At 63.3% G+C, this 18,158-nt stretch carries 19 protein-coding genes; 9 read left to right on the top strand and 10 right to left on the bottom strand.

Annotated features, from left to right (window positions below):
• Positions 1-19 precede the first annotated feature (19 nt).
• Positions 20-913, top strand: coding sequence for a ribokinase (locus ACI3KW_RS18625; RefSeq protein WP_404849330.1), 894 nt, complete (start codon positions 20-22; stop codon positions 911-913).
• 243 nt (positions 914-1,156) lie between these two features.
• Here ACI3KW_RS18625 and infC read toward each other — a convergent pair whose 3' ends face one another.
• Entirely contained in the window at positions 1,157-1,693 is a 537-nt protein-coding gene (gene infC, locus ACI3KW_RS18620) for a translation initiation factor IF-3 (protein WP_200877219.1), read from the bottom strand.
• 150 nt (positions 1,694-1,843) lie between these two features.
• Between infC and ACI3KW_RS18615 the strand changes: the two genes are divergently transcribed.
• Positions 1,844-2,620 carry an alpha/beta hydrolase gene (locus tag ACI3KW_RS18615; protein ID WP_404849329.1) on the top strand — a complete coding sequence of 259 codons (777 nt, stop codon included), beginning with the start codon at positions 1,844-1,846 and terminating at the stop codon, positions 2,618-2,620.
• A 174-nt stretch (positions 2,621-2,794) separates the two neighbouring features.
• On the opposite strand, the gene ACI3KW_RS18610 is transcribed toward ACI3KW_RS18615, so the two are convergent.
• The 4 genes from ACI3KW_RS18610 to ACI3KW_RS18595 all read right to left on the bottom strand — a co-directional run bounded on the left by ACI3KW_RS18610 (position 2,795) and on the right by ACI3KW_RS18595 (position 6,244).
• Positions 2,795-3,448: a GNAT family N-acetyltransferase gene (locus ACI3KW_RS18610; RefSeq protein WP_404849328.1), complete on the bottom strand. Its 654-nt coding sequence runs from the start codon at positions 3,446-3,448 to the stop codon at positions 2,795-2,797.
• Positions 3,445-4,317 carry an SDR family oxidoreductase gene (locus ACI3KW_RS18605; RefSeq protein WP_404849327.1) on the bottom strand — a complete coding sequence of 291 codons (873 nt, stop codon included), beginning with the start codon at positions 4,315-4,317 and terminating at the stop codon, positions 3,445-3,447. The genes ACI3KW_RS18610 and ACI3KW_RS18605 overlap by 4 nt, the downstream gene beginning before the upstream one ends.
• A complete protein-coding gene (queG, locus tag ACI3KW_RS18600; RefSeq protein WP_404849374.1) occupies positions 4,318-5,457 on the bottom strand; it encodes a tRNA epoxyqueuosine(34) reductase QueG in 1,140 nt (379 codons plus the stop codon).
• A 109-nt stretch (positions 5,458-5,566) separates the two neighbouring features.
• On the bottom strand, positions 5,567-6,244 hold the full coding sequence (locus ACI3KW_RS18595; RefSeq protein ID WP_113121910.1) for a glutathione S-transferase family protein: 678 nt from the start codon (positions 6,242-6,244) through the stop codon (positions 5,567-5,569).
• A gap of 118 nt (positions 6,245-6,362) precedes the next feature.
• On the opposite strand from ACI3KW_RS18595, the gene ACI3KW_RS18590 reads away from it, so the two are divergent.
• Positions 6,363-7,175: an undecaprenyl-diphosphate phosphatase gene (locus tag ACI3KW_RS18590; RefSeq protein WP_404849326.1), complete on the top strand. Its 813-nt coding sequence runs from the start codon at positions 6,363-6,365 to the stop codon at positions 7,173-7,175.
• Between the two features lie 166 nt (positions 7,176-7,341).
• Here the strand turns inward: ACI3KW_RS18590 and ACI3KW_RS18585 are convergent, their stop codons facing one another.
• Together ACI3KW_RS18585 and ACI3KW_RS18580 are read right to left on the bottom strand one after the other, a co-directional pair.
• The gene (locus ACI3KW_RS18585) at positions 7,342-8,079 is read right to left on the bottom strand and encodes a M48 family metallopeptidase (RefSeq protein WP_404849325.1); all 738 of its coding nucleotides are present in this window, start codon (positions 8,077-8,079) and stop codon (positions 7,342-7,344) included.
• Positions 8,080-8,203: 124 nt separating this feature from the next.
• On the bottom strand, positions 8,204-8,683 hold the full coding sequence (locus ACI3KW_RS18580) for a DUF2852 domain-containing protein (RefSeq protein ID WP_404849324.1): 480 nt from the start codon (positions 8,681-8,683) through the stop codon (positions 8,204-8,206).
• A gap of 145 nt (positions 8,684-8,828) precedes the next feature.
• On the opposite strand from ACI3KW_RS18580, the gene ACI3KW_RS18575 reads away from it, so the two are divergent.
• The 3 genes from ACI3KW_RS18575 to ACI3KW_RS18565 all read left to right on the top strand — a co-directional run bounded on the left by ACI3KW_RS18575 (position 8,829) and on the right by ACI3KW_RS18565 (position 12,691).
• Entirely contained in the window at positions 8,829-10,136 is a 1,308-nt protein-coding gene (locus ACI3KW_RS18575) for an ActS/PrrB/RegB family redox-sensitive histidine kinase (RefSeq protein ID WP_113121942.1), read from the top strand.
• Positions 10,137-10,212: 76 nt separating this feature from the next.
• Complete coding sequence (locus ACI3KW_RS18570; protein ID WP_113121943.1) at positions 10,213-10,764, top strand: ActR/PrrA/RegA family redox response regulator transcription factor; 552 nt, start codon at positions 10,213-10,215, stop codon at positions 10,762-10,764.
• 271 nt (positions 10,765-11,035) lie between these two features.
• On the top strand, positions 11,036-12,691 hold the full coding sequence (locus ACI3KW_RS18565; RefSeq protein ID WP_404849323.1) for an MBL fold metallo-hydrolase RNA specificity domain-containing protein: 1,656 nt from the start codon (positions 11,036-11,038) through the stop codon (positions 12,689-12,691).
• Between the two features lie 350 nt (positions 12,692-13,041).
• On the opposite strand, the gene ACI3KW_RS18560 is transcribed toward ACI3KW_RS18565, so the two are convergent.
• Positions 13,042-13,953, bottom strand: coding sequence for a LysR substrate-binding domain-containing protein (locus tag ACI3KW_RS18560; protein WP_404849322.1), 912 nt, complete (start codon positions 13,951-13,953; stop codon positions 13,042-13,044).
• 105 nt (positions 13,954-14,058) lie between these two features.
• On the opposite strand from ACI3KW_RS18560, the gene ACI3KW_RS18555 reads away from it, so the two are divergent.
• Together ACI3KW_RS18555 and ACI3KW_RS18550 are read left to right on the top strand one after the other, a co-directional pair.
• Positions 14,059-14,205 carry a hypothetical protein gene (locus ACI3KW_RS18555; RefSeq protein ID WP_404849321.1) on the top strand — a complete coding sequence of 49 codons (147 nt, stop codon included), beginning with the start codon at positions 14,059-14,061 and terminating at the stop codon, positions 14,203-14,205.
• Between the two features lie 69 nt (positions 14,206-14,274).
• On the top strand, positions 14,275-14,799 hold the full coding sequence (locus ACI3KW_RS18550) for a hypothetical protein (RefSeq protein ID WP_404849320.1): 525 nt from the start codon (positions 14,275-14,277) through the stop codon (positions 14,797-14,799).
• 54 nt (positions 14,800-14,853) lie between these two features.
• On the opposite strand, the gene ACI3KW_RS18545 is transcribed toward ACI3KW_RS18550, so the two are convergent.
• Positions 14,854-15,696 carry an extensin family protein gene (locus tag ACI3KW_RS18545; RefSeq protein ID WP_404849319.1) on the bottom strand — a complete coding sequence of 281 codons (843 nt, stop codon included), beginning with the start codon at positions 15,694-15,696 and terminating at the stop codon, positions 14,854-14,856.
• A gap of 100 nt (positions 15,697-15,796) precedes the next feature.
• On the opposite strand from ACI3KW_RS18545, the gene lepA reads away from it, so the two are divergent.
• Positions 15,797-17,602: a translation elongation factor 4 gene (lepA, locus tag ACI3KW_RS18540; RefSeq protein ID WP_404849318.1), complete on the top strand. Its 1,806-nt coding sequence runs from the start codon at positions 15,797-15,799 to the stop codon at positions 17,600-17,602.
• Positions 17,603-17,653: 51 nt separating this feature from the next.
• On the opposite strand, the gene ACI3KW_RS18535 is transcribed toward lepA, so the two are convergent.
• Positions 17,654-17,998, bottom strand: coding sequence for a hypothetical protein (locus ACI3KW_RS18535; protein WP_404849317.1), 345 nt, complete (start codon positions 17,996-17,998; stop codon positions 17,654-17,656).
• Positions 17,999-18,158 lie beyond the last annotated feature (160 nt).

Raw genomic sequence — 18,158 nt, 5'->3', positions numbered from 1 at the left:
TGCGCCAGGGAGGCTCTCTATGATCACCGTTTTCGGCTCAACAAATCTGGACCAGGTCGGGACGGTCAGCCGCCTACCCAAGCCCGGCGAGACGGTTGCGGGCGGCACTTTCTCGATGGCGGCGGGCGGCAAGGGGGCCAACCAGGCGCTGGCGGCGCGACGCGCCGGCGCCGAAGTCCGGCATTTTTCGGCGGTGGGCGCTGATGCCTTTGCCGAAATGGCGCTCGAATTGCTCAAGGCGGATGGCGTCGATCTCAGCGATCTCAAGATTTCCAGCGGCCCGACCGGCATTGCCATGATTTTTGTCGATGGCCATGGCGAGAATGTCATCGCCGTATTGCCCGGGGCCAATGGCACGCTGACCCCGGCCGATGCCGACAAGGCCCTGGCCGGATTGGGCGACGGCGCTGTGCTGCTGCTGCAGCAGGAAATCCCGCAGGACGCGACCGAGCGGGCGCTGGACCTGGCGCGGGCGCAGAATGTCACCTCCATCCTCAATACCGCGCCGTTTCTCGACAGCACCAAGGCCATCGCGCCCAAGGCCGCCATCCTGGTCGCCAACGAAACCGAATTCGGCCTGCTGACCGGGACGGGGATCGACCAGCTCGATGCGGCCATGCTGGAATGGTCGACCAGGCATGACCAGACAGTGATCGTCACGCTTGGGCCCGATGGGGCCAAGGCCGCGACGCGGACGGGGCTCATCCATGTGCCGGCCATGCAGGTCAAGCCGGTCGATACGGTGGGCGCCGGCGACACGTTCTGCGGCTATCTGGCCGCCGGGCTCGATAGCGGGCTGGATCTCGAAGCCGCCATGAAGCGCGCCGCGGTGGCCGCCAGTCTGGCCTGCCTCAAGCCCGGCGCGCAGCCGGCTATTCCCTATGCCAAGGATGTGGTGGCGGCGCTGGGTTAAGGCGCCCGCCTCACTCGCCCACCCACCGGATCTCCCTCGGGCTTGACCCGAGGGCCATTCGCCACACGGTGCTCATCCAGAGTGGTCCTCGGGTCAAGCCCGAGGAAGATGCGGTGGAGGAATGAGGCATCACGCTATGCACCCCCACCCATGCGGTTGGTTAAAGTACCGGGGGCCAAACGCCCAAAAGAAAAAAGGCAGGCCCCTTGGGACCTGCCTCTTTGCATTAGCTTGGCCGAGCGCTCACTTGGGCGCCAGCACCATGACCATCTGGCGGCCTTCGGAGCGGGGCTGGCTTTCGACCTTGGCCACGGGCTCCATCATGTCCTTGACCTTGATCAGCAGCTGCATGCCGAGTTCCTGGTGCGCCATTTCGCGGCCACGGAAGCGCATGGTCACCTTGACCCGGTCGCCATCGTCGAGGAAGCGCTGGACGGCCTTCATCTTGGTCTCGTAGTCGTGCGTATCGATATTGGGACGCAGCTGGACTTCCTTGACCTCGATCACCTTCTGCTTCTTGCGCGCCTCGGCAGCTTTTTTCTGCGCGGCATATTTGAAGCGGCCAAGATCGAGCATCTTGGCGACGGGCGGATTGGCATTGGGGGAAATCAGGACCAGGTCAAGACCCTGCTCCTGCGCTTCTGCAAGAGCCGCACGGGTGTTGACGATCCCGCGGTTCTCACCCTCGGCATCGATAAGCTGGACGTCGGGGCTGGCAATATCCTCGTTCGAGAGCGGCCCATCTTTCTGGGGCGCGACGGGTCTCATGGGACGGCGAATGGCAGGGATCCTTGTATTGTTAAGCCAAGTGGTGAAATCGGCCATAAAATCGTGTTAGCGGGAACATAAGTCAACTGGCAAACGGGGTATATTGCGCCCTGTTGCGTTGTTGAAACGCTTCCGCCCAGTCAATCGCAGAGTGCCGGCCTTATGTCCACCATCAACGCTTTCTCCCTTGCAGTCGGTTCAGGCGCCGCCAGCCGCGATATCGCGGTCGAACAGCGCCCCGGAACGGGGCCGGGCCTGTTCTGGCTGGGCGGTTTCCGCTCCGACATGACGGGCAGCAAGGCGATGGCGCTGGATGGTCTGGGCGCACAAAAGGGCCTTTGCGTGACGCGGTTCGATTATTCGGGCCATGGCGCCTCGGGCGGCGCCTTCGATCACGGCACGATCAGCCGCTGGCTCGAAGAGGCCGAGGCGGTGTTTGCCACCACCAGTGGGCCGCAGATCATTATCGGCTCCTCCATGGGCGGCTGGCTGGCATTGCTACTGGTGCAGGCCCTACGGCGGCGCGGCGACAATCGCTGCACGGGCCTCGTGCTGATCGCCCCGGCCGTGGACATGACGCGCGAATTGATGCTGCCCGGCTTTACCCCGGCCGAGCATGAAAGCCTGCAGAACCATGGCTATATCGACCAGCCCAGCCAATATTCCGACAATCCCTATCGCATCACCCGTGCGCTGATCGAAGATGGCGAGAGGCACCTGCTGTTCGGCAGCGTGATCGAGACGGGATGCCCCGTGACCATCCTGCAGGGCGGGCAGGACCCCGACGTGCCCCAGGCCCAGGCGATCAAGCTGGTCACCCATATCCTGCACGATCCGGTGACGCTGACGCTGATCCCCGATGGGGATCACCGGCTGAGCCGGGACGAGGATTTGGCACGGCTGCGGGACGCGGTAATGCATCTGGTGGAGGGCATTTAGGGAAGCCGGCCCAGTGGGCTGCTCTGAAACTCTCCTCCCCACCGCTCTCCCTCGGGCTCGACCCGAGGGCCACTCAGCACTTGCGCCGGGTTAGGAAAGGCCCTCGGATCAAGTCCGAGGGAGATGCGGTGGGTCAGACGGCATGGCGGCCCTTCCAAACCACAGGTGACAAAACTACCGCGTCCGCAACTTGCTCTTCTGCATCCCATCGGCGTCAAAATTATCCGGGCTCAGCCAGCGCTCATATTCCGCCCGCAGGGCGGGCCATTCATCGTCGATCATGGAATACCAATCCGTGTCGCGGCTCTGGCCCTTGAAGATACGGTCTTTGCGGAACCGCCCCTCATATTGAAAGCCGAAGCGCTCGGCTGCCGCTTTGGAGGGCAGGTTGAGCGCGTTGCATTTCCATTCGAAGCGCCGATAGCCCAGATCGTCGAAGGCGTGGCGGGCGAACAGGAACAGCGCCTCCGTGGCCACCCGTGTGCGCGCCATGGTCGGGCCCCAATAGACGCCACCGATTTCGATGGAGGCATGTTCGGGAAAAATCCGCATCCAGCCCTGCTGGCCCTGCGCCTTGCCGCTCGCCTTGTCGATGACGGCGGCATAGCGCTCCGGCCCGGCATTGGTCTCAATGATCCGCGCTTCCTGTTCCGCCAGGGTCTGCGGCGGATAGCTGAACAGCCAATGATAGCGCTCAGCGCCACCGGGCATCGTAGCCACGGCAAACAGATCGGCGGCGTGGTGCAGATCAAGCGGCTCGAGCCTGGTATAACGGCCTTCAAGCACAATGCGTTCGGGCGCGGATTTGGCGGGCTGGGGCGCGCTCATGGCTGTTCACTCTCGAGAATTGCGGCAAGGCCGCTACGATAATTGGGATAGAGCAATGTGATCCCCAGGGCTTTTTTGATCGCGGCATTGGAGACGCGCTTATTGTCAGCGTAAAAACTGCGCTGCATGGGGGTGAGGTCGGCTTTGTCGAACTCGATTGCCGGTGGCGGGTCCATGCCAAGCAAAGCGGCGGCGTGAGTGATCAGGTCCTGCGGGGCGGCGGGTTCGTCATCGGCCAGATTGAACGTGCCATTGAGGCGCTGGCGGGCGGCCAGAGCCGTGACGCGGCCGATATCGGCGACATGGATGCGGTTGAACACCTGATCGGGTTTGACGATGCGATGGGCGGTGCCGTCGCGCAGCTTGTCAAAGGCGGAGCGGCCGGGGCCGTAAATACCGGCCAGCCGCAGAATGGTCAGCGGCACACCGCGCCGTGCGGCATAATTGCGCCAGGCCTGTTCGGCCGACAGGCGGCGATCGCTGCGCTGATTGCGCGGCACGAGCGGGGCGGTTTCATCGATCCAATGGCCGCCGAAATCGCCATAGACCCCGACCGTGGAATAATAGCAGAGCCATTGCAGGTTCTGTGCCGCTTCGAGATCAGCCCGGTGATGCAGCAGCGCCGGATCACCATCCGTGCCGGGGGCGATGGAGAGGATGAGGTGGCTGGCCTGCTGCAGGTCCGGCCCTAGAGTGGGGCCCGGCGCGGTGCCGTCGAACAGGTGGACATGATCGGCCGAGGCGGCGAGGGCATCAGCTTTTTCGGGGGTGCGGACCGTGCCTGAAATACTGATCCCCGGTTCGCCCGTGGCGAGCGCCAAGGCCGCTGCCTGCGAGGAGAAGCCAAGGCCGAAAAAGAAGGCGCGCATTCAGATATCCCCGGTCCATTCCGCTTGCACGCTCTTGTCGCTTTCGGCGGGCAAATAGTCCAGACGCAAGCGGGTGCTCCGCTCCGGGTCAAGCCGCCGCAGCGCCCAGATGGCGGCGCCGCGCACCAGCGGGTCCTCGGCATCGAGTCGGGCCTGCGCCAAAGGCAGCAGCGACAGGTCGCCCGAATTGCCGATGGCGATCAGCACATTGCGCAGGAAGCGGCCATGGCCGATGCGCTTGACCGGCGAGCCGGCGAACAGGGCGCGGAATTGGGTGTCGTCGAGCGCCGCGAGATCCGCCAGAGCGGGGCGTTCCAAATCCTCGCGGGCGCGCAATTTGGCCTCGCGGCTGACGCTGGCGAATTTGTTCCAGGGGCAGACGGCCAGGCAATCGTCACACCCATAGATGCGGTTGCCCATCGGCACACGGAACTCCACCGGAATAGGGCCTTTATGCTCGACCGAGAGATAGGCGAGGCATCGCCGCGAATCGAGCTGGAAGGGCGCGGGAAAGGCCTTGGTGGGACAGATATCGAGGCACCGCGTACAGGAGCCGCAGCTTTCGGCATGTGGCTTGTCAGCAGGCAAATCGGCCGAGGTGAAAATGGCGCCCAGGAACAGCCAGGAGCCGAATTCGCGGCTGACCAACACCGTATGCTTGCCCTGCCAACCCAGCCCCGCCGCCTCGGCCAAGGGCTTTTCCATGACCGGAGCGGTATCGACAAACACTTTCACATCGGCCCCGGCGCGGCGGGCAAGGAGGCCCGCCAGCTCCTTGAGCTTGCCCTTGATCAGCTCGTGATAATCGCGATTGCGGGCATAGACCGAGATGGAGCCGAGTGATTTTTCGCCCAGAATGGCGAGTGGATCGCTTTCGGGCCCATAATTGACGCCGAGCAGAATGATCGAGCGCACTTCGGGCCAGAGTTCATTGGGGCTGGCGCGGCGAATGGCCGTCTCCGCCATCCAGTCCATATCGCCATGCCAGCCAGCCTCCAGCGCCGCCTGCAGCTTTTCGGGCAGGTCGGGCCGCGCACTCGCCGGGGCGATGCCAAAGCTGTCAAAGCCCAACGCCGTGGCGCGGGCGCGCAGCTCGGCGATCAGTTTTACGGTGCTGGCAGGTGTCGTTGCGTCGGCCATCATCATCCGGGTCATTCCCGCGAAAGCGGAAACCCCTGTTTAATGGGATGGGACGACGCCTGCAAACGGAGGTTCCCGCTTTCGCGGGAATGACACCGTGGAATTGGCTTCAGAAATCGAGATCCGCATAGCCCTTTTGCGGGGGCATGGAGACGACGCGGTCGTTGAGCAGGGTGCGGAAGGCGGGGCGGGATTTGATGCGGGAATACCAGTCGCGGGTTTCTCCGGCCTTGCCCCAATCGATGTCGCCCAGATAATCGAGCGTCGACAAATGCGCCGCCAGCGCAAAATCGGCCAAGGTCATGATGTCGCCGGCCAGCCATGATCGAGTGGCGAACAGCCAGTTGAAATAGAGCATGTGCTCGTTGAGGTTCGCCTTGGCCACCCGCAGCACGGCGGGATCGGGCGTGGCGCCGCGCTGGTCGCGCTTGAAGATTTTTTCCTCGAGCACATAGCGGGTCACTTCGTCATTGAGCTTGAAGATGACCCATTCGATCAGCCGCCACATCTCGGCGCGCGAGCCCGGATCGGGCGGGATCAGTCCGGCCACGATGGCAGGGGTGTAGAGATCTTCGATGGTGTGGATATTGGCCAGGATGCCGATCACCGCAATGTCATCTTCCCCCATGAAGATGGGCAGGGTGGCGGCCGGATTGAGTTCGAGCAATTCGGGCGTGCGCAGCCAGGGCTTGATCTCTTCCATATCGAGCGGAACGCCATATTCGGCGCACATCAGACGGATAATGCGGGAAGACGGATCCAGGGGATGATGGAGCAATGTCGGCATGGGCAATTGCGCTCTTGTTGTTTTGGAGCCGTGTGTCCCGCCGCGGCTTGGCGCATGACGCGAACAGCGCTAGAGCTTTGCCGAGGGAGAGGCCCGTCGGAATGACTTAGGAGATCAAATGAACGTCGATCAAGGTCTTTTTGTGCCGCTGATCCTTGGAATCCTCGAAGGCCTTACAGAATTCCTGCCTGTCAGTTCCACCGGCCACCTGCTGCTGGCTGGTCATTTTTTTGGCCTGAGCCAACCGGCCACCTTCATCGTGCTGATCCAGCTGGGGGCAATCCTGGCCGTCATCACCGTCTATTTCGCCAAACTGGGCCTGTTGATCCGCGATGCGCTGACCGGCAAGGCCTATGCTTGGCGCTTCGCCATCGGGGTGATCCTGGCCTGTCTGCCCGCCATTATCGTGGGCGTGCTGGCGCGCGAATATATCCAGCAGGTGATCTATGAATCCCCACTGGTGATCTGCCTCAGCCTGGTCATCGGCGGCATTGTCCTGCTGATTGTCGATCGCATGCCCAAGCAGGAAAAGTACGACGATATCTACCAGTTTCCCTGGCATCTGGCGTTGATCGTCGGGCTGTTCCAGATGCTCAGCCTCATTCCGGGCGTGTCGCGCTCGGGCTCGACCGTGGTGGGCGCCATGCTGTTTGGCGCGACCAAGCGCAGTGCGGCCGAGTTCACCTTCTTCATCGCCCTGCCCATCATGGTGGGTGCCTTCGGCTATGACCTCTACAAGAGCCGCGAACTGATCGATATGAGCCTGGGCCTCAATATCGCCATCGGCTTTGCCGCCTCATTCGTTGTCGGCACGATCGTGGTGAAATACCTGCTCGGCTTTGTCAGCAAGCACGGCTTTGCCCCCTTCGCCTGGTGGCGCATTGCGGTGGGTGCGGCTGGGCTCGTCGCGATCCTGGTGTTCGGGCGGTAGCGGCTGGCACGATCGGCGCCCTCCCCCTCGGGGGGGGAGCCGCAGGAAATGCTGCCATGTCGTAGGCGACAAGCTCACCATGAGGTCTACTCGCAATGCACGGGGCCAACCGGTAGACCTCCTCCTAACCCTGTCGAAGGACGAGTCGTGCCACTGGGCCTACCACCTACCCGCCATAAGCCATCAACTGCCGCCCATGCGCCTTGAGCCAGGCGCGGCCCCGCTCCATGTCGGGCAATGTCCGCTTCACCGTCGCCCAGAACGCCGCCGAATGGTTCATTTCCACCAGATGGGCCACTTCATGGGCCGCCACATAATCGAGCACAAAGGGCGGCGCCAGGATCAGGCGCCAATTGTAATTGATGTTCCCGCTCGACGAGCACGAGCCCCAGCGGCTCTTCTGCTCGCGCAGCTTGACCGCCTTGACCACGACGCCCAGCCGGGCGGCATGCATAGCGCTCTGGCGCACCAGATCCGCCTCGGCCTCGGTTTTGAGCCAATCGGTCAGCCGCCGCGCCTGATGCGCCGCATCCCCCGGCACCAGCACAGCCGGCGCGCCGTCCACCTCGGCCAGTTCCACCCGTCCGCGTATTTTGCCGGTCCCGACGATGCGGTGCTCCACCCCGCGCAGCGTCACCACTTCGCCATCGGCAAACGGGGTTGCCTCGGGCGCTCGCTTCAGCCGAGCGGCCAGCCAATTGTGCTGCCGGTGCAGGAACTCCTCGGCCTCGGCCCATTTGCCATGCGGCGGCAGCGTCAGCACCGGCCCGCCATTATGCGGGATCGACAGCCGATAGCTGCGCGCCCGCGCATGCACGCGCACGGTGACAATCACTGCCCGCGCGTCGATCTCGATCACGGTCGATGCCGGGATTTTCGGCTTTGACTTGAAGAAGAGGTTCATGACCATCCGGGGAATCAGCAGAGCTGAGTATATCACGCCACAAAAAAAGCGCCCCAAAGCGGGGCGCCAGTTGCCGTGTCGTTGGGAAACGACTGGCCTCAGGAGGGAGGGATGGGCTTGGGGATTAGCCGTTATTATTGCCCCAGCCATTGTTCGGGTCCGTATTGGTCGGCTTGTTCTCGTCGGTATAGCCCTGGCGATTGCCGCGGCGTTCGTTCATGAAGCGGTCGAATTCTTCACGATCCTTGGCCTTGTTCAGGTTCGCCATATATTCGTGGAAGGCATCGATTTCGGCATCGAGGCGGGCGCGTTCTTCTTCGAGGCGGCGCAGCTGTTCGGCGCGATAGTCGTCAAAAGCGGCATTGCCGCTCGAATGGGCGGAGGAGGCAAAGCCATGGCGGCGGAACTGGCCCTTGTTGGACGAGCACCAGCTGCGGCCCTTGTTCCAATAGGCCTGGGCTTTTTCCGGCGAGCCGCCGAATTTTTCGCCCCAGATGATATAGGCCAGGACGGCCAGGCCCAGCGGCCAGAAGACGATAAAGCCCACAACCATGAGTGCGATGGTCAGGGGCGAGAATTGCGGTTTGATGATTGCTGTGGTCATTTCGGTTTCATTCTCCCAGTCACGATGAGCATAACGTGGCCCCTCAAGGGACAGGATCAAGCATGTGCCTGCCGATTTTTGCCCTTGAAATGGAATTTGTGATCACCATAAAGCCCCGGTTTCCCAGCCCCGAAAGGCCAAAAACATGAGCTTGACCCAGGCCGATGGCCTGCCTTTGCCCTCCACCTGGCGCCCGCTGCGCCAGCAAAGCCTGGTCCTGCTGCGCTGGCTGGCCGTGATCGGGCAGACCATTGGCGTGCTGTTTGTCGATTTTGGCCTCGGCTTTCCCCTGCCGCTGCTGCAATGCCTGCTGCTGATCGGGGCGTCCGTCGCGCTCAATATCTGGCTGGTGGTGCGCTTCGGCGCCGCCCACCGGCCCTCGTCCCTCTTCACCGCCGGCCAGATCGCCTTTGATCTGTGCCAACTCGGGTGCCTGCTGGCGCTGACAGGCGGCCTGCACAATCCTTTCGCGCTGCTGCTGCTGGCCCCCGTCTCGGTCTCGGCCACCACGCTGCCCCAGCGTGCCAGCACGATCATTGCGATCCTCGCCGCCGCCATCGCCTCGCTTCTGGCGGTCTGGCACCTGCCCTTGCCCTGGACGCCGGGCGAGGAACTGGTGTTCAACCGCATCTATGTCATCGGCATCTGGGTTTCGATCGTCTGCGGCGTGGTCTTCATCTCCGCCTATACCAGCCGCGTCGCCCACGATGCCCGCCAGATGGCCGACGCCCTCGCCGCCACCGAATTGGCGCTCTCACACAAGGAACAGCTCTCCGCCCTCGATGGCCTGGCCGCTGCTGCCGCCCATGAATTGGGCACGCCGCTCTCCACCATTGCCCTCGCCGCCAAGGAAATGCGCGCCGAAGCTGTGCCGGGCACCGATCTGGCTGCCGATGTCGAATTGATCATCGAACAGGCCGCCCGCTGCCGCGCCATCCTGGCCAAGCTGCGCAATCTGGGCAATGAAGCCGGCGACCCCTTCGCCGCCGTGCCGCTCACCGACCTTCTGGCCGAAGTCGCCCGCCCGCATGACGGGCGCGGCAAGGCCATCCTCTTCGACGCGGCCAACACCTCTGGCCCGCCCCCGGTCTTCACCCGCAGTGTCGGCCTGCTCTATGGCCTGGGCAATCTGATCGAAAACGCCGCCGATTTCGCCATCAGCACGGTGCGCATCGAAGCCGCCTGGGACGCCACCGCCGTCTCGGTTTCCATCACCGATGACGGCCCCGGCTTTGCCCCCGAGCTGATCGCCCGCCTGGGCGAACCCTATCTCACCAGCCGCCCCCGCGACGCCCAAGGCGCCGACGCCCATAAGCCGGGCGGCCTGGGGCTGGGCATCTTCATCGCCAAGACGCTGCTGGAACGCACCGGCGCGCGGCTGGCCTTCCAGAACATCGCCACCAATGGCCACGCCCAAGTGCGCATTGTCTGGCCACGCAGCGCGGTGGAGTAGGGGCGCGCCCGCCCCATATCGCCGCACCCCCCTGCCATATTTTGACCTTTTCCGCCGGAACGCCTATGTCAATGCCATGAGCACGATCGAAGACCTTCTGGCCACCGACCCCAGCCTGCTGCTCGTCGATGACGATGTGGCATTCCTGCAGCGCCTTGAGCGCGCCATGGCACGCCGCGGCTTTGATGTCCGCAGCGCCTCGAGCGTGGCCGATGGCCTCGCCGCCGTCGCCAGCAAGCCCCCCGCTTATGCCGTGGTCGATCTGCGCCTCGAAGACGGCAATGGCCTGCAGGTGGTGTCGGCTCTGCATCAGGCCCGCCCCGATGCCCGCGCCGTGGTGCTGACCGGCTATGGCAATATTGCCACCGCCGTCACCGCGGTGAAGCTGGGCGCCATCGATTACCTGAGCAAACCGGCCGACGCCGACGACGTCATCAATGCCCTGCTCGCCACCGGCGAAGACAAGCCCGAGCCGCCGGAAAACCCGATGTCGGCCGATCGCGTCCGCTGGGAACATATCCAGCGCGTCTATGAGCTGTGCGACCGCAACGTCTCGGAAACCGCCCGCCGCCTCAACATGCACCGCCGCACCCTGCAGCGGATTTTGGCCAAGCGCGCGCCGAAGTAAGAGAGCCACGATCTGCCTCCCTCCCCCTTGAGGGGAGGGATTGAGGGTGGGGGTGCTGAGGCCCCACGCGCATTGAGCAATTGGTGATCGCAGCACCCCCACCCTAGCCCTCCCCTCAAGGGGGAGGGGAACGCTCCACTCCCGGAACGGGATCGCGGCCCCAACCAGCGGCGGCCAAGAGGGGGTATCCCCCTCCAACACAAACAAACTTCCGCCGTCATCAAATCGCGTTACTCTGTGCTCCAAATAGCCATCAGGCGAGGAGCCCAGCATGACCGTCACCCTGCATTTCCATGGCGCCTCCGGCACGGTGACCGGCTCCTGCTATCGGGTGGTTCACCCCGGCGGTCAGTTCCTGGTCGATTGCGGCCTGTTCCAGGGCAATAAGAGCGTCCGCGACCTCAATCTCAAACCCACCCCCTTCGATCCCCGGGCGGTGGATTTCCTGCTGCTCACCCACGCCCATATCGATCACGCCGGCCTCCTGCCAAAACTCTATCGCGAACGCTGGCGCGGCCCGATGTGGATGACCGAGCCCACTGCGGGCCTGCTCGAATATCTCCTCCCCGACAGCGCCGGCATTCAGGAAAGCGAGGCCGAGCGCGAAACCAAAAAGCGCGGCCGCCGTGGCGACGAACCCGCTGCCCCGCTCTACACCATGGCCGATGCCGAAGAGGCGCTCAAACACCGCAAGACCTGCAATTACGGCGAATGGATCAATCCCGGCCCCGGCGTGCGCGCCCGCTTCTGGAATGCCGGCCACATTATCGGCTCGGCCTCCATCGAAGTCGAAGTCACCGATAGCGACGGCAAGCCCGTCCGCCTGATGTTCTCGGGCGATATCGGGCCCGACGAAAAGGTTTTCTACAATGAGCCCGAAGGCCCGGCCGGTTTCGATTACATCCTGTGCGAATCCACTTATGGCGGCCGCGAGCGGGTGGATTACACGCTGGTGCAGCGCCGCGAAGCCCTCAAAGCCGAGATCAACACTGCCCTGGCGCGGGGCGGCAATCTGGTCATCCCCGCCTTTGCCGTCGAGCGCAGCCAGGAATTGCTGCACGATATCGGCTATCTCATCAAAACCGGCGAGATCGATCCGCGCCTGGTGTTTCTGGATTCCCCGCTCGCCAGCAAGGTCACCGGCGTCTATCGCAAATATGCGAAAATGTTCGACGATGTCGAACTGGGCGCCGATGAGCTGTTCAACGATCCCCGCTTCCGCATCATCGAGGCGGTGGAAGACAGCAAGGCCATCAACACTATTCGCGGCGGCGCCATCATCATGTCCGCCTCCGGCATGGCCGATGCCGGCCGCATCAAGCATCACCTGCGCAACAATCTGATCCGCGCCAATGCAACGGTGCTGTTTGTCGGCTACCAGGCCCCCGGCACTTTGGGCCAGATCATCCTCTCCGGCGCCAAGGAAGTGCGCATCCATGGCACCATCGTGCCGGTCCGCGCCACCATCCGCTCGATGGGCAATTACTCCGCCCATGCCGATCATTCCGAACTGATGGCCTGGATCAAGGCCCGCCTGCCCGCCCATGGCGCGATCTTCCTGACCCATGGTGAAGATGAAGAACGCACGGCTCTCCGCGCCGCCCTCATGGCCACGGGCCTCTCCGGCGACCAGATCATCCTGCCCCAGCTCGACGATTATTTCGAACTCACCGCCACCGGCATATCTGCCAAGGCCCGTCCCACGACGCCCCGCATCGACCCGGCCCAGCTGCCGTCCGATTGGCACAACGCCTTTGCCGATTTCACCATCCGCCTCAGCCAGGCCCTCCAGACTGGCAGCGACGCGGAAAAACTCGCGCTCATGCGGAGCCTGCAATCGCAGCTCTCAAGCCTGGGCGCTGCGCCCTCGCCGGGGCATGTGCCCAGCCCGATCACCCCGGTCGAGACGCAGGGATTTGACGAATAGGGATGAGAAGCAGGGGTAAGGGCGGGGTATAGAGCAGGCGCCAGGAGTGGGGGCGCCGGCTGTCCCGCGACGCTCAAATCCTCCATTCCCATCCACAATGTCATCCCCGCGCAGGCGGGGACCTCCGTTTACTTCCTTGCGCCGCAAAACAGAGGTTCCCGCCTGCGCGGGAATGACCCGGTGGGTTGAATTAGATCAAAGTCATCGGGCCAATCGCCTCCCTCCCCCTTGAGGGGAGGGAACGAGGGTGGGGGTGCTGAAGTTTCCACGAGTATTGAGCGTATTGAGGCCGCAGCACCCCCACCCTATCCCTCCCCTCAAGGGGGAGGGGACTGCATCGTGGCCCCGCCTCACCCCCGCGACTGATACACATATCCCCGCACCGAGGCCGGAACCTCCGCCTCCAGCCACTCCCGGAACAGCCGTGTTTTGCGCGGTTCCCGCCGCCCCTTGGCAATGGCCAGCCAATAGCCATGCGGCCCGCTCACCGGCAGCTCGAACGGCCGCACCAGCCGGCCGTCGCTCACCGGATCGGCGCTCATCATATCCACCGCCATCAGCACGCCCTGCTCGGAGATGGCCGCGTCGAAGGCCAGTGACGGATCGGAATAGGTCGGCCCCGCCGCCAAGCCATCGCGTGCCAGCCCCGCCGCATCCAGCCACAGGTCCCAGCTCAGCATCGTGGTCTGGTCGCGGATCATCGGCACATGCAGTAAATCGGCCGGCGTCTTGAGCTGCCGCGCCACTGGAGGCGCACAGACCGGCTGAAACGCCTGCCCGCCAATCATCGTTGCCGTCACCCCCGGCCATTTGCCCAGCCCAAAGCGAATGCCGCAATCCATGTCCGGCCGGCTGAGGTCGATCATCTGCGCCGTCACGGTCAGCCGCACTTCGATATCGGGATGCAGATTGGTGAATTTGTTGATCCGCCAGATCAGCCAGCGGCTGGCGAACACGCCCCCCACGGTCAGGTTCAGCACGCCCTCGTCACTGCCCTTGAGCGTGGTCAGCCCATCCTGCAGCGCCGCAAACCCGGCCGTCAGCTGCGGTAGCGCCTGTTTGAGCGCCGGCAAGGGCACGAGCCCGCTCGGCGTGCGCTCGAACAATTCCATGCCCAGCCGCTCCTCGGCCCGCCGCACATGCTGGCTGACCGCGCCCATGGTCACGCCCAATTCCTCGGCCGCCGGGGCGAGCGAGCCGCGTCGCGCCACGATTTCGATGGCCCGCAAGGCATTGAGGGGGATAGAAAACAGCGCACTCATATAGATTTTCTATACCTCAGCCCAGCTCTTGTCCATTGTGGCAGCCCAGCAGAAGGCGCATTGGTTTCGGTATCAAATAGATACTGACCGAAAGGAGGTCACAAAATGTCAAACCTGCTTGCAATGCTTCGTCACCTGCTTTCCTGGCTTACCCCGCGCGATGGCAGCAAAACCCATCCCGACCAGATGAGCCTGCAGGAATGGGCCGATTTGCCGCCTTATCACCCTATCGCCGACCGGGCGCCGTGCTGAGGCCATAATCAGGCGCTTGAAGGGGAGGGAACCAGCCCGCATGGGCGCCCGCCTTCAAGGAGATCTCTGATGATCCGCACCTTCACCGCGCTGACCCTGCTGCTGGCCGGCACCGCTGCGCTCGCCGCCCAGGAAGCCGCCCCCGCGGCGCCCGCCACCCCGCCGGCCGCCAATATCGTGGTCGATCCGCTGGCGCCGATCGACAATACGCCCAAAAATGCCAACCTGCTGACCGGTCTTTACGCCACCAAGGCGGTGATCGAATTGTGCAGCGTCACCGTCGATCCGGCCGTGCTCACGCGCATGACCAATGACCAGAAGCGCTTCGAAGCCGGCATGGGCATGGATGAAGCCACCGGCCAAAAGGCCTATAGCCAGGTCAAGGGCGACGTCGAAAAGACAACGCCCGACTGCGCCGAAGGCAGCACCGACCGCCAGAGCGTCGACGCCGTCGTCTCCATCTACGCCAATCAGGGCGCCGCTGCGGCTGCGCCGGCAACAGCGCCCGCCTCGTCAACGCCCGCGGCTCCGGCCACGCCAGCAGCACCCGTTGCTCCCGCCGAGCCAGCGGTCCCGGCCACCCCGGCCCAATAGTCCGCACCGGACTGGCAATCCCCACAATGCCCTCCCCGCGAAAGCGGGGACGGCCTACTCACAAATCCGCGCCGTACACGTCTTCCCATGGCACCCCAGATCAAGGTGCAAATGATCATGGTGCTCTGCATTGGCCTCGGGCCCGAGCACGGTGGTAAATCCCGTACACCCCGCATCATGGGCAAACCGCAGCAACCGACCCTCCGGCGCCGCTGCCGGCATCCAGTCCCCCTCGACGCCGATGCTGCGCCCATCCTCCAGCGTAAAACCCGTCACGTCCACCGCATTGGCAAAGCCGTGCTCAGAGGTGAACCCCGCATCCGCATTGTTCCGCTTGCGGCACATATAGCTGGTCCCCGTCGCGACTTCAGCCAGCGGGCTATCCAGTGCCGATGTCGCATAGCCATCCACTGCGGCCACCCAGCCGGGCAGGGCTGATGCCATCTCGCAATTGGTGATGACGGGCGACGACAGCGGCACCATCCGCCCATTGGCCAAAACAGCCGTGACCGTCAGCGGTGAACGCTCCCCGCACATATCCTCGCTCAGCGGCGGATTAGCCTCTGCCTCCACCAGCCCCAGCAACACAGCCGGGCAGGCCGTCTGATACACCCGATCGGCCACCTCTGCCTCCGGCACCTCGGCCGGCGCTGCACTCTCCTCCACGACCGGTGCGTCATGGTCCCCCGGCCGCTTCTGCGGCAAGGGCGGCGGCGCCTCGCCTTCCGCCGCTTCTGGCCGCGGCTGCGGCGCCGGCGGTTTGGCCTCCCCAGCCTTCGGCGGCGGCTCTGTCAGCCCCTCCACCATATCCTGCAATGGCTTGAATATATCCTGCGCGGCCACCGGCATGGCGAGGCTCAGGACGGCGGCGAAGGCGACGGCGCGGGGCAAATGCATGCTCTCCCAACGCCCGGCGCCGCTACCCGTTGCAAAAAGCCCCGGTTAACCCCGCTTAAACCATCTTTGCGGGTCCTGCGGCATCTGCTATCAGCGGCCCATGACAACGCCGCTCTCCCATATCCGCAATTTCTCCATCGTCGCCCATATCGACCATGGCAAATCCACCCTGGCCGATCGCCTGATCCAGACCACGGGTGGTCTCGATCTGCGCGAGATGAAGGAGCAGGTGCTCGATTCGATGGATATCGAACGCGAGCGCGGCATTACCATCAAGGCGCAAACCGTCCGGCTGACCTATAAGGCCAATGACGGGGAGACCTATATTCTCAACCTCATCGACACGCCCGGCCATGTCGACTTCGCCTATGAAGTCAGCCGCTCCATGGCCGCCGTCGAGGGGAGCCTGCTGGTCGTTGACGCCTCCCAGGGCGTCGAAGCCCAGACGCTGGCCAATGTCTACCATGCGCTCGACGCCAATCACGAAATCGTCCCGGTCCTCAACAAGGTCGATCTGCCCGCCGCGGACATTCCGCGCGTCAAGCAACAGATCGAGGATGTCATCGGCATCGACGCCTCCGAGGCCGTCGAAATCTCCGCCAAGACCGGCCTTAATATCGAGGGCGTGCTCGAAGCCATCGTCACCCGCCTGCCCGCCCCCAAGGGCGATATCGCGGCCCCGCTCAAGGCGCTGCTGGTCGATAGCTGGTACGACACCTATCTGGGCGTCGTCGTCCTCGTCCGCATCATCGATGGGGTGATGAAAAAGGGCCAGCGCATCCGCATGATGGCCTCCGGCGCCGTCTATGAGCTCGATCGCGTCGCCGTCAACACGCCCAAGCTGGTCGAGGTCAAGGAACTGACCCCCGGCGAGCTCGGCGTCTTCACCGCCTCGATCAAGGAAGTGGCCGATACCAATGTCGGCGACACCATCACCGACGACAAAAAGCCCACCGCCCATGCCCTGCCGGACTTCCGCCCGGCGCAACCCGTGGTGTTCTGCGGCCTCTTCCCGGTCGATGCCAGTGATTTCGACGAGCTGCGCGCCGCCATGGGCAAGCTCAGGCTCAACGACGCCAGCTTCTCCTTCGAAATGGAAACCTCGGCCGCGCTGGGCTTCGGCTTCCGCTGCGGCTTCCTTGGCCTGCTGCATCTGGAAATCATCCAGGAGCGCCTCTCCAGAGAATTCGATCTCGATCTGATCGCCACCGCCCCCTCGGTGGTCTATGAAATCGTCATGCGCGATGGCGAAACGCTTCAGCTGCACAATCCGGCCGATCTGCCCGACGTGATGCAGATCGAGGAAATCCGCGAGCCCTGGATCAAGGCGACCATTCTCACCCCCGACGAATATCTCGGCTCGATCCTAAAACTCTGCCAGGATCGCCGCGGCATTCAGTCCAATCTGAGCTATGTCGGCAATCGCGCCATGGTCGAATATGACCTGCCGCTCAATGAAGTCGTGTTCGATTTCTACGATCGCCTGAAGTCCATATCGAAGGGCTATGCCAGCTTCGATTACAAGCTCGATACCCATCGCCCCGGCGATCTGGTCAAGCTGACCATCCTGGTCAATGCCGAGCCCGTCGATGCGCTAAGCATGCTGGTCCACCGCTCCGTCGCCGAAACCCGCGGCCGCGTCATGTGCGAAAAGCTCAAGGAACTGATCCCCCCGCATCTGTTCGTCATCCCGATCCAGGCAGCCATCGGCGGCAAGATCATCGCCCGCGAAACCGTCCGCGCCATGCGCAAGGACGTGACGGCCAAATGCTATGGCGGCGACGCGACGCGCAAGCGCAAGCTGCTCGACAAGCAGAAGAAGGGCAAAGCCAAGATGCGCCAATATGGCAGCGTCAACATCCCCCAGGAAGCCTTCATCAAGGCGCTGAAGATGGGTGACGACTGAGGGCCTCTTGTCCGTAGCCAGAGATTTGGCTGGGCCTTCGTTCGCTCCGATTCAATGAAAAAGGCGGGCTCTTACCTTTGAAAACGTAAGAGCCCCATCAATGATTTGGATCGTGAACGAGACACGTCCTCGAACCAATACAATTTCGGCTTCCATGTTTAAAATGAACGAAACCAGTTCAGAATTCCTCGGGAATTTGCGAACGTAGTCTTCTAGCTGGTCCATTTTGGCCGCGTAGATGAAGGCCGCAATTTCTGGAATTAGTGCGGCCATCTCTGCCTCGGCTGATCGCCGCATCTCCACAGAGAGCTGACGGTAGTGGGCATTAAAGCCTGGACCGTAGGCCAAGACGCTTTCTGTCTCAGTAGCAATTGCCTCAAGTTCATGCGCGGCCATGCGTACCTCCCCCGCAAATGGGCTTAGAGTTTGCCGCCTCCCCTCGGCATTGGCCGCTCATGCGACTCTGATTGGCACTCACGCTCCCACAGTGCCAGTGTTTCAGTCAACCGAAATTCTACCACAAGAATGCCGTCTCGGTCTTGTTAGGGCATAAAAA

The sequence above is a fragment of the Devosia sp. ZW T5_3 genome (assembly GCF_044987315.1).
GTDB lineage: Bacteria > Pseudomonadota > Alphaproteobacteria > Rhizobiales > Devosiaceae > Devosia.
Note: the sequence above shows the minus strand (reverse complement) of the source record. Positions and strands in the feature narration are given on the sequence as shown.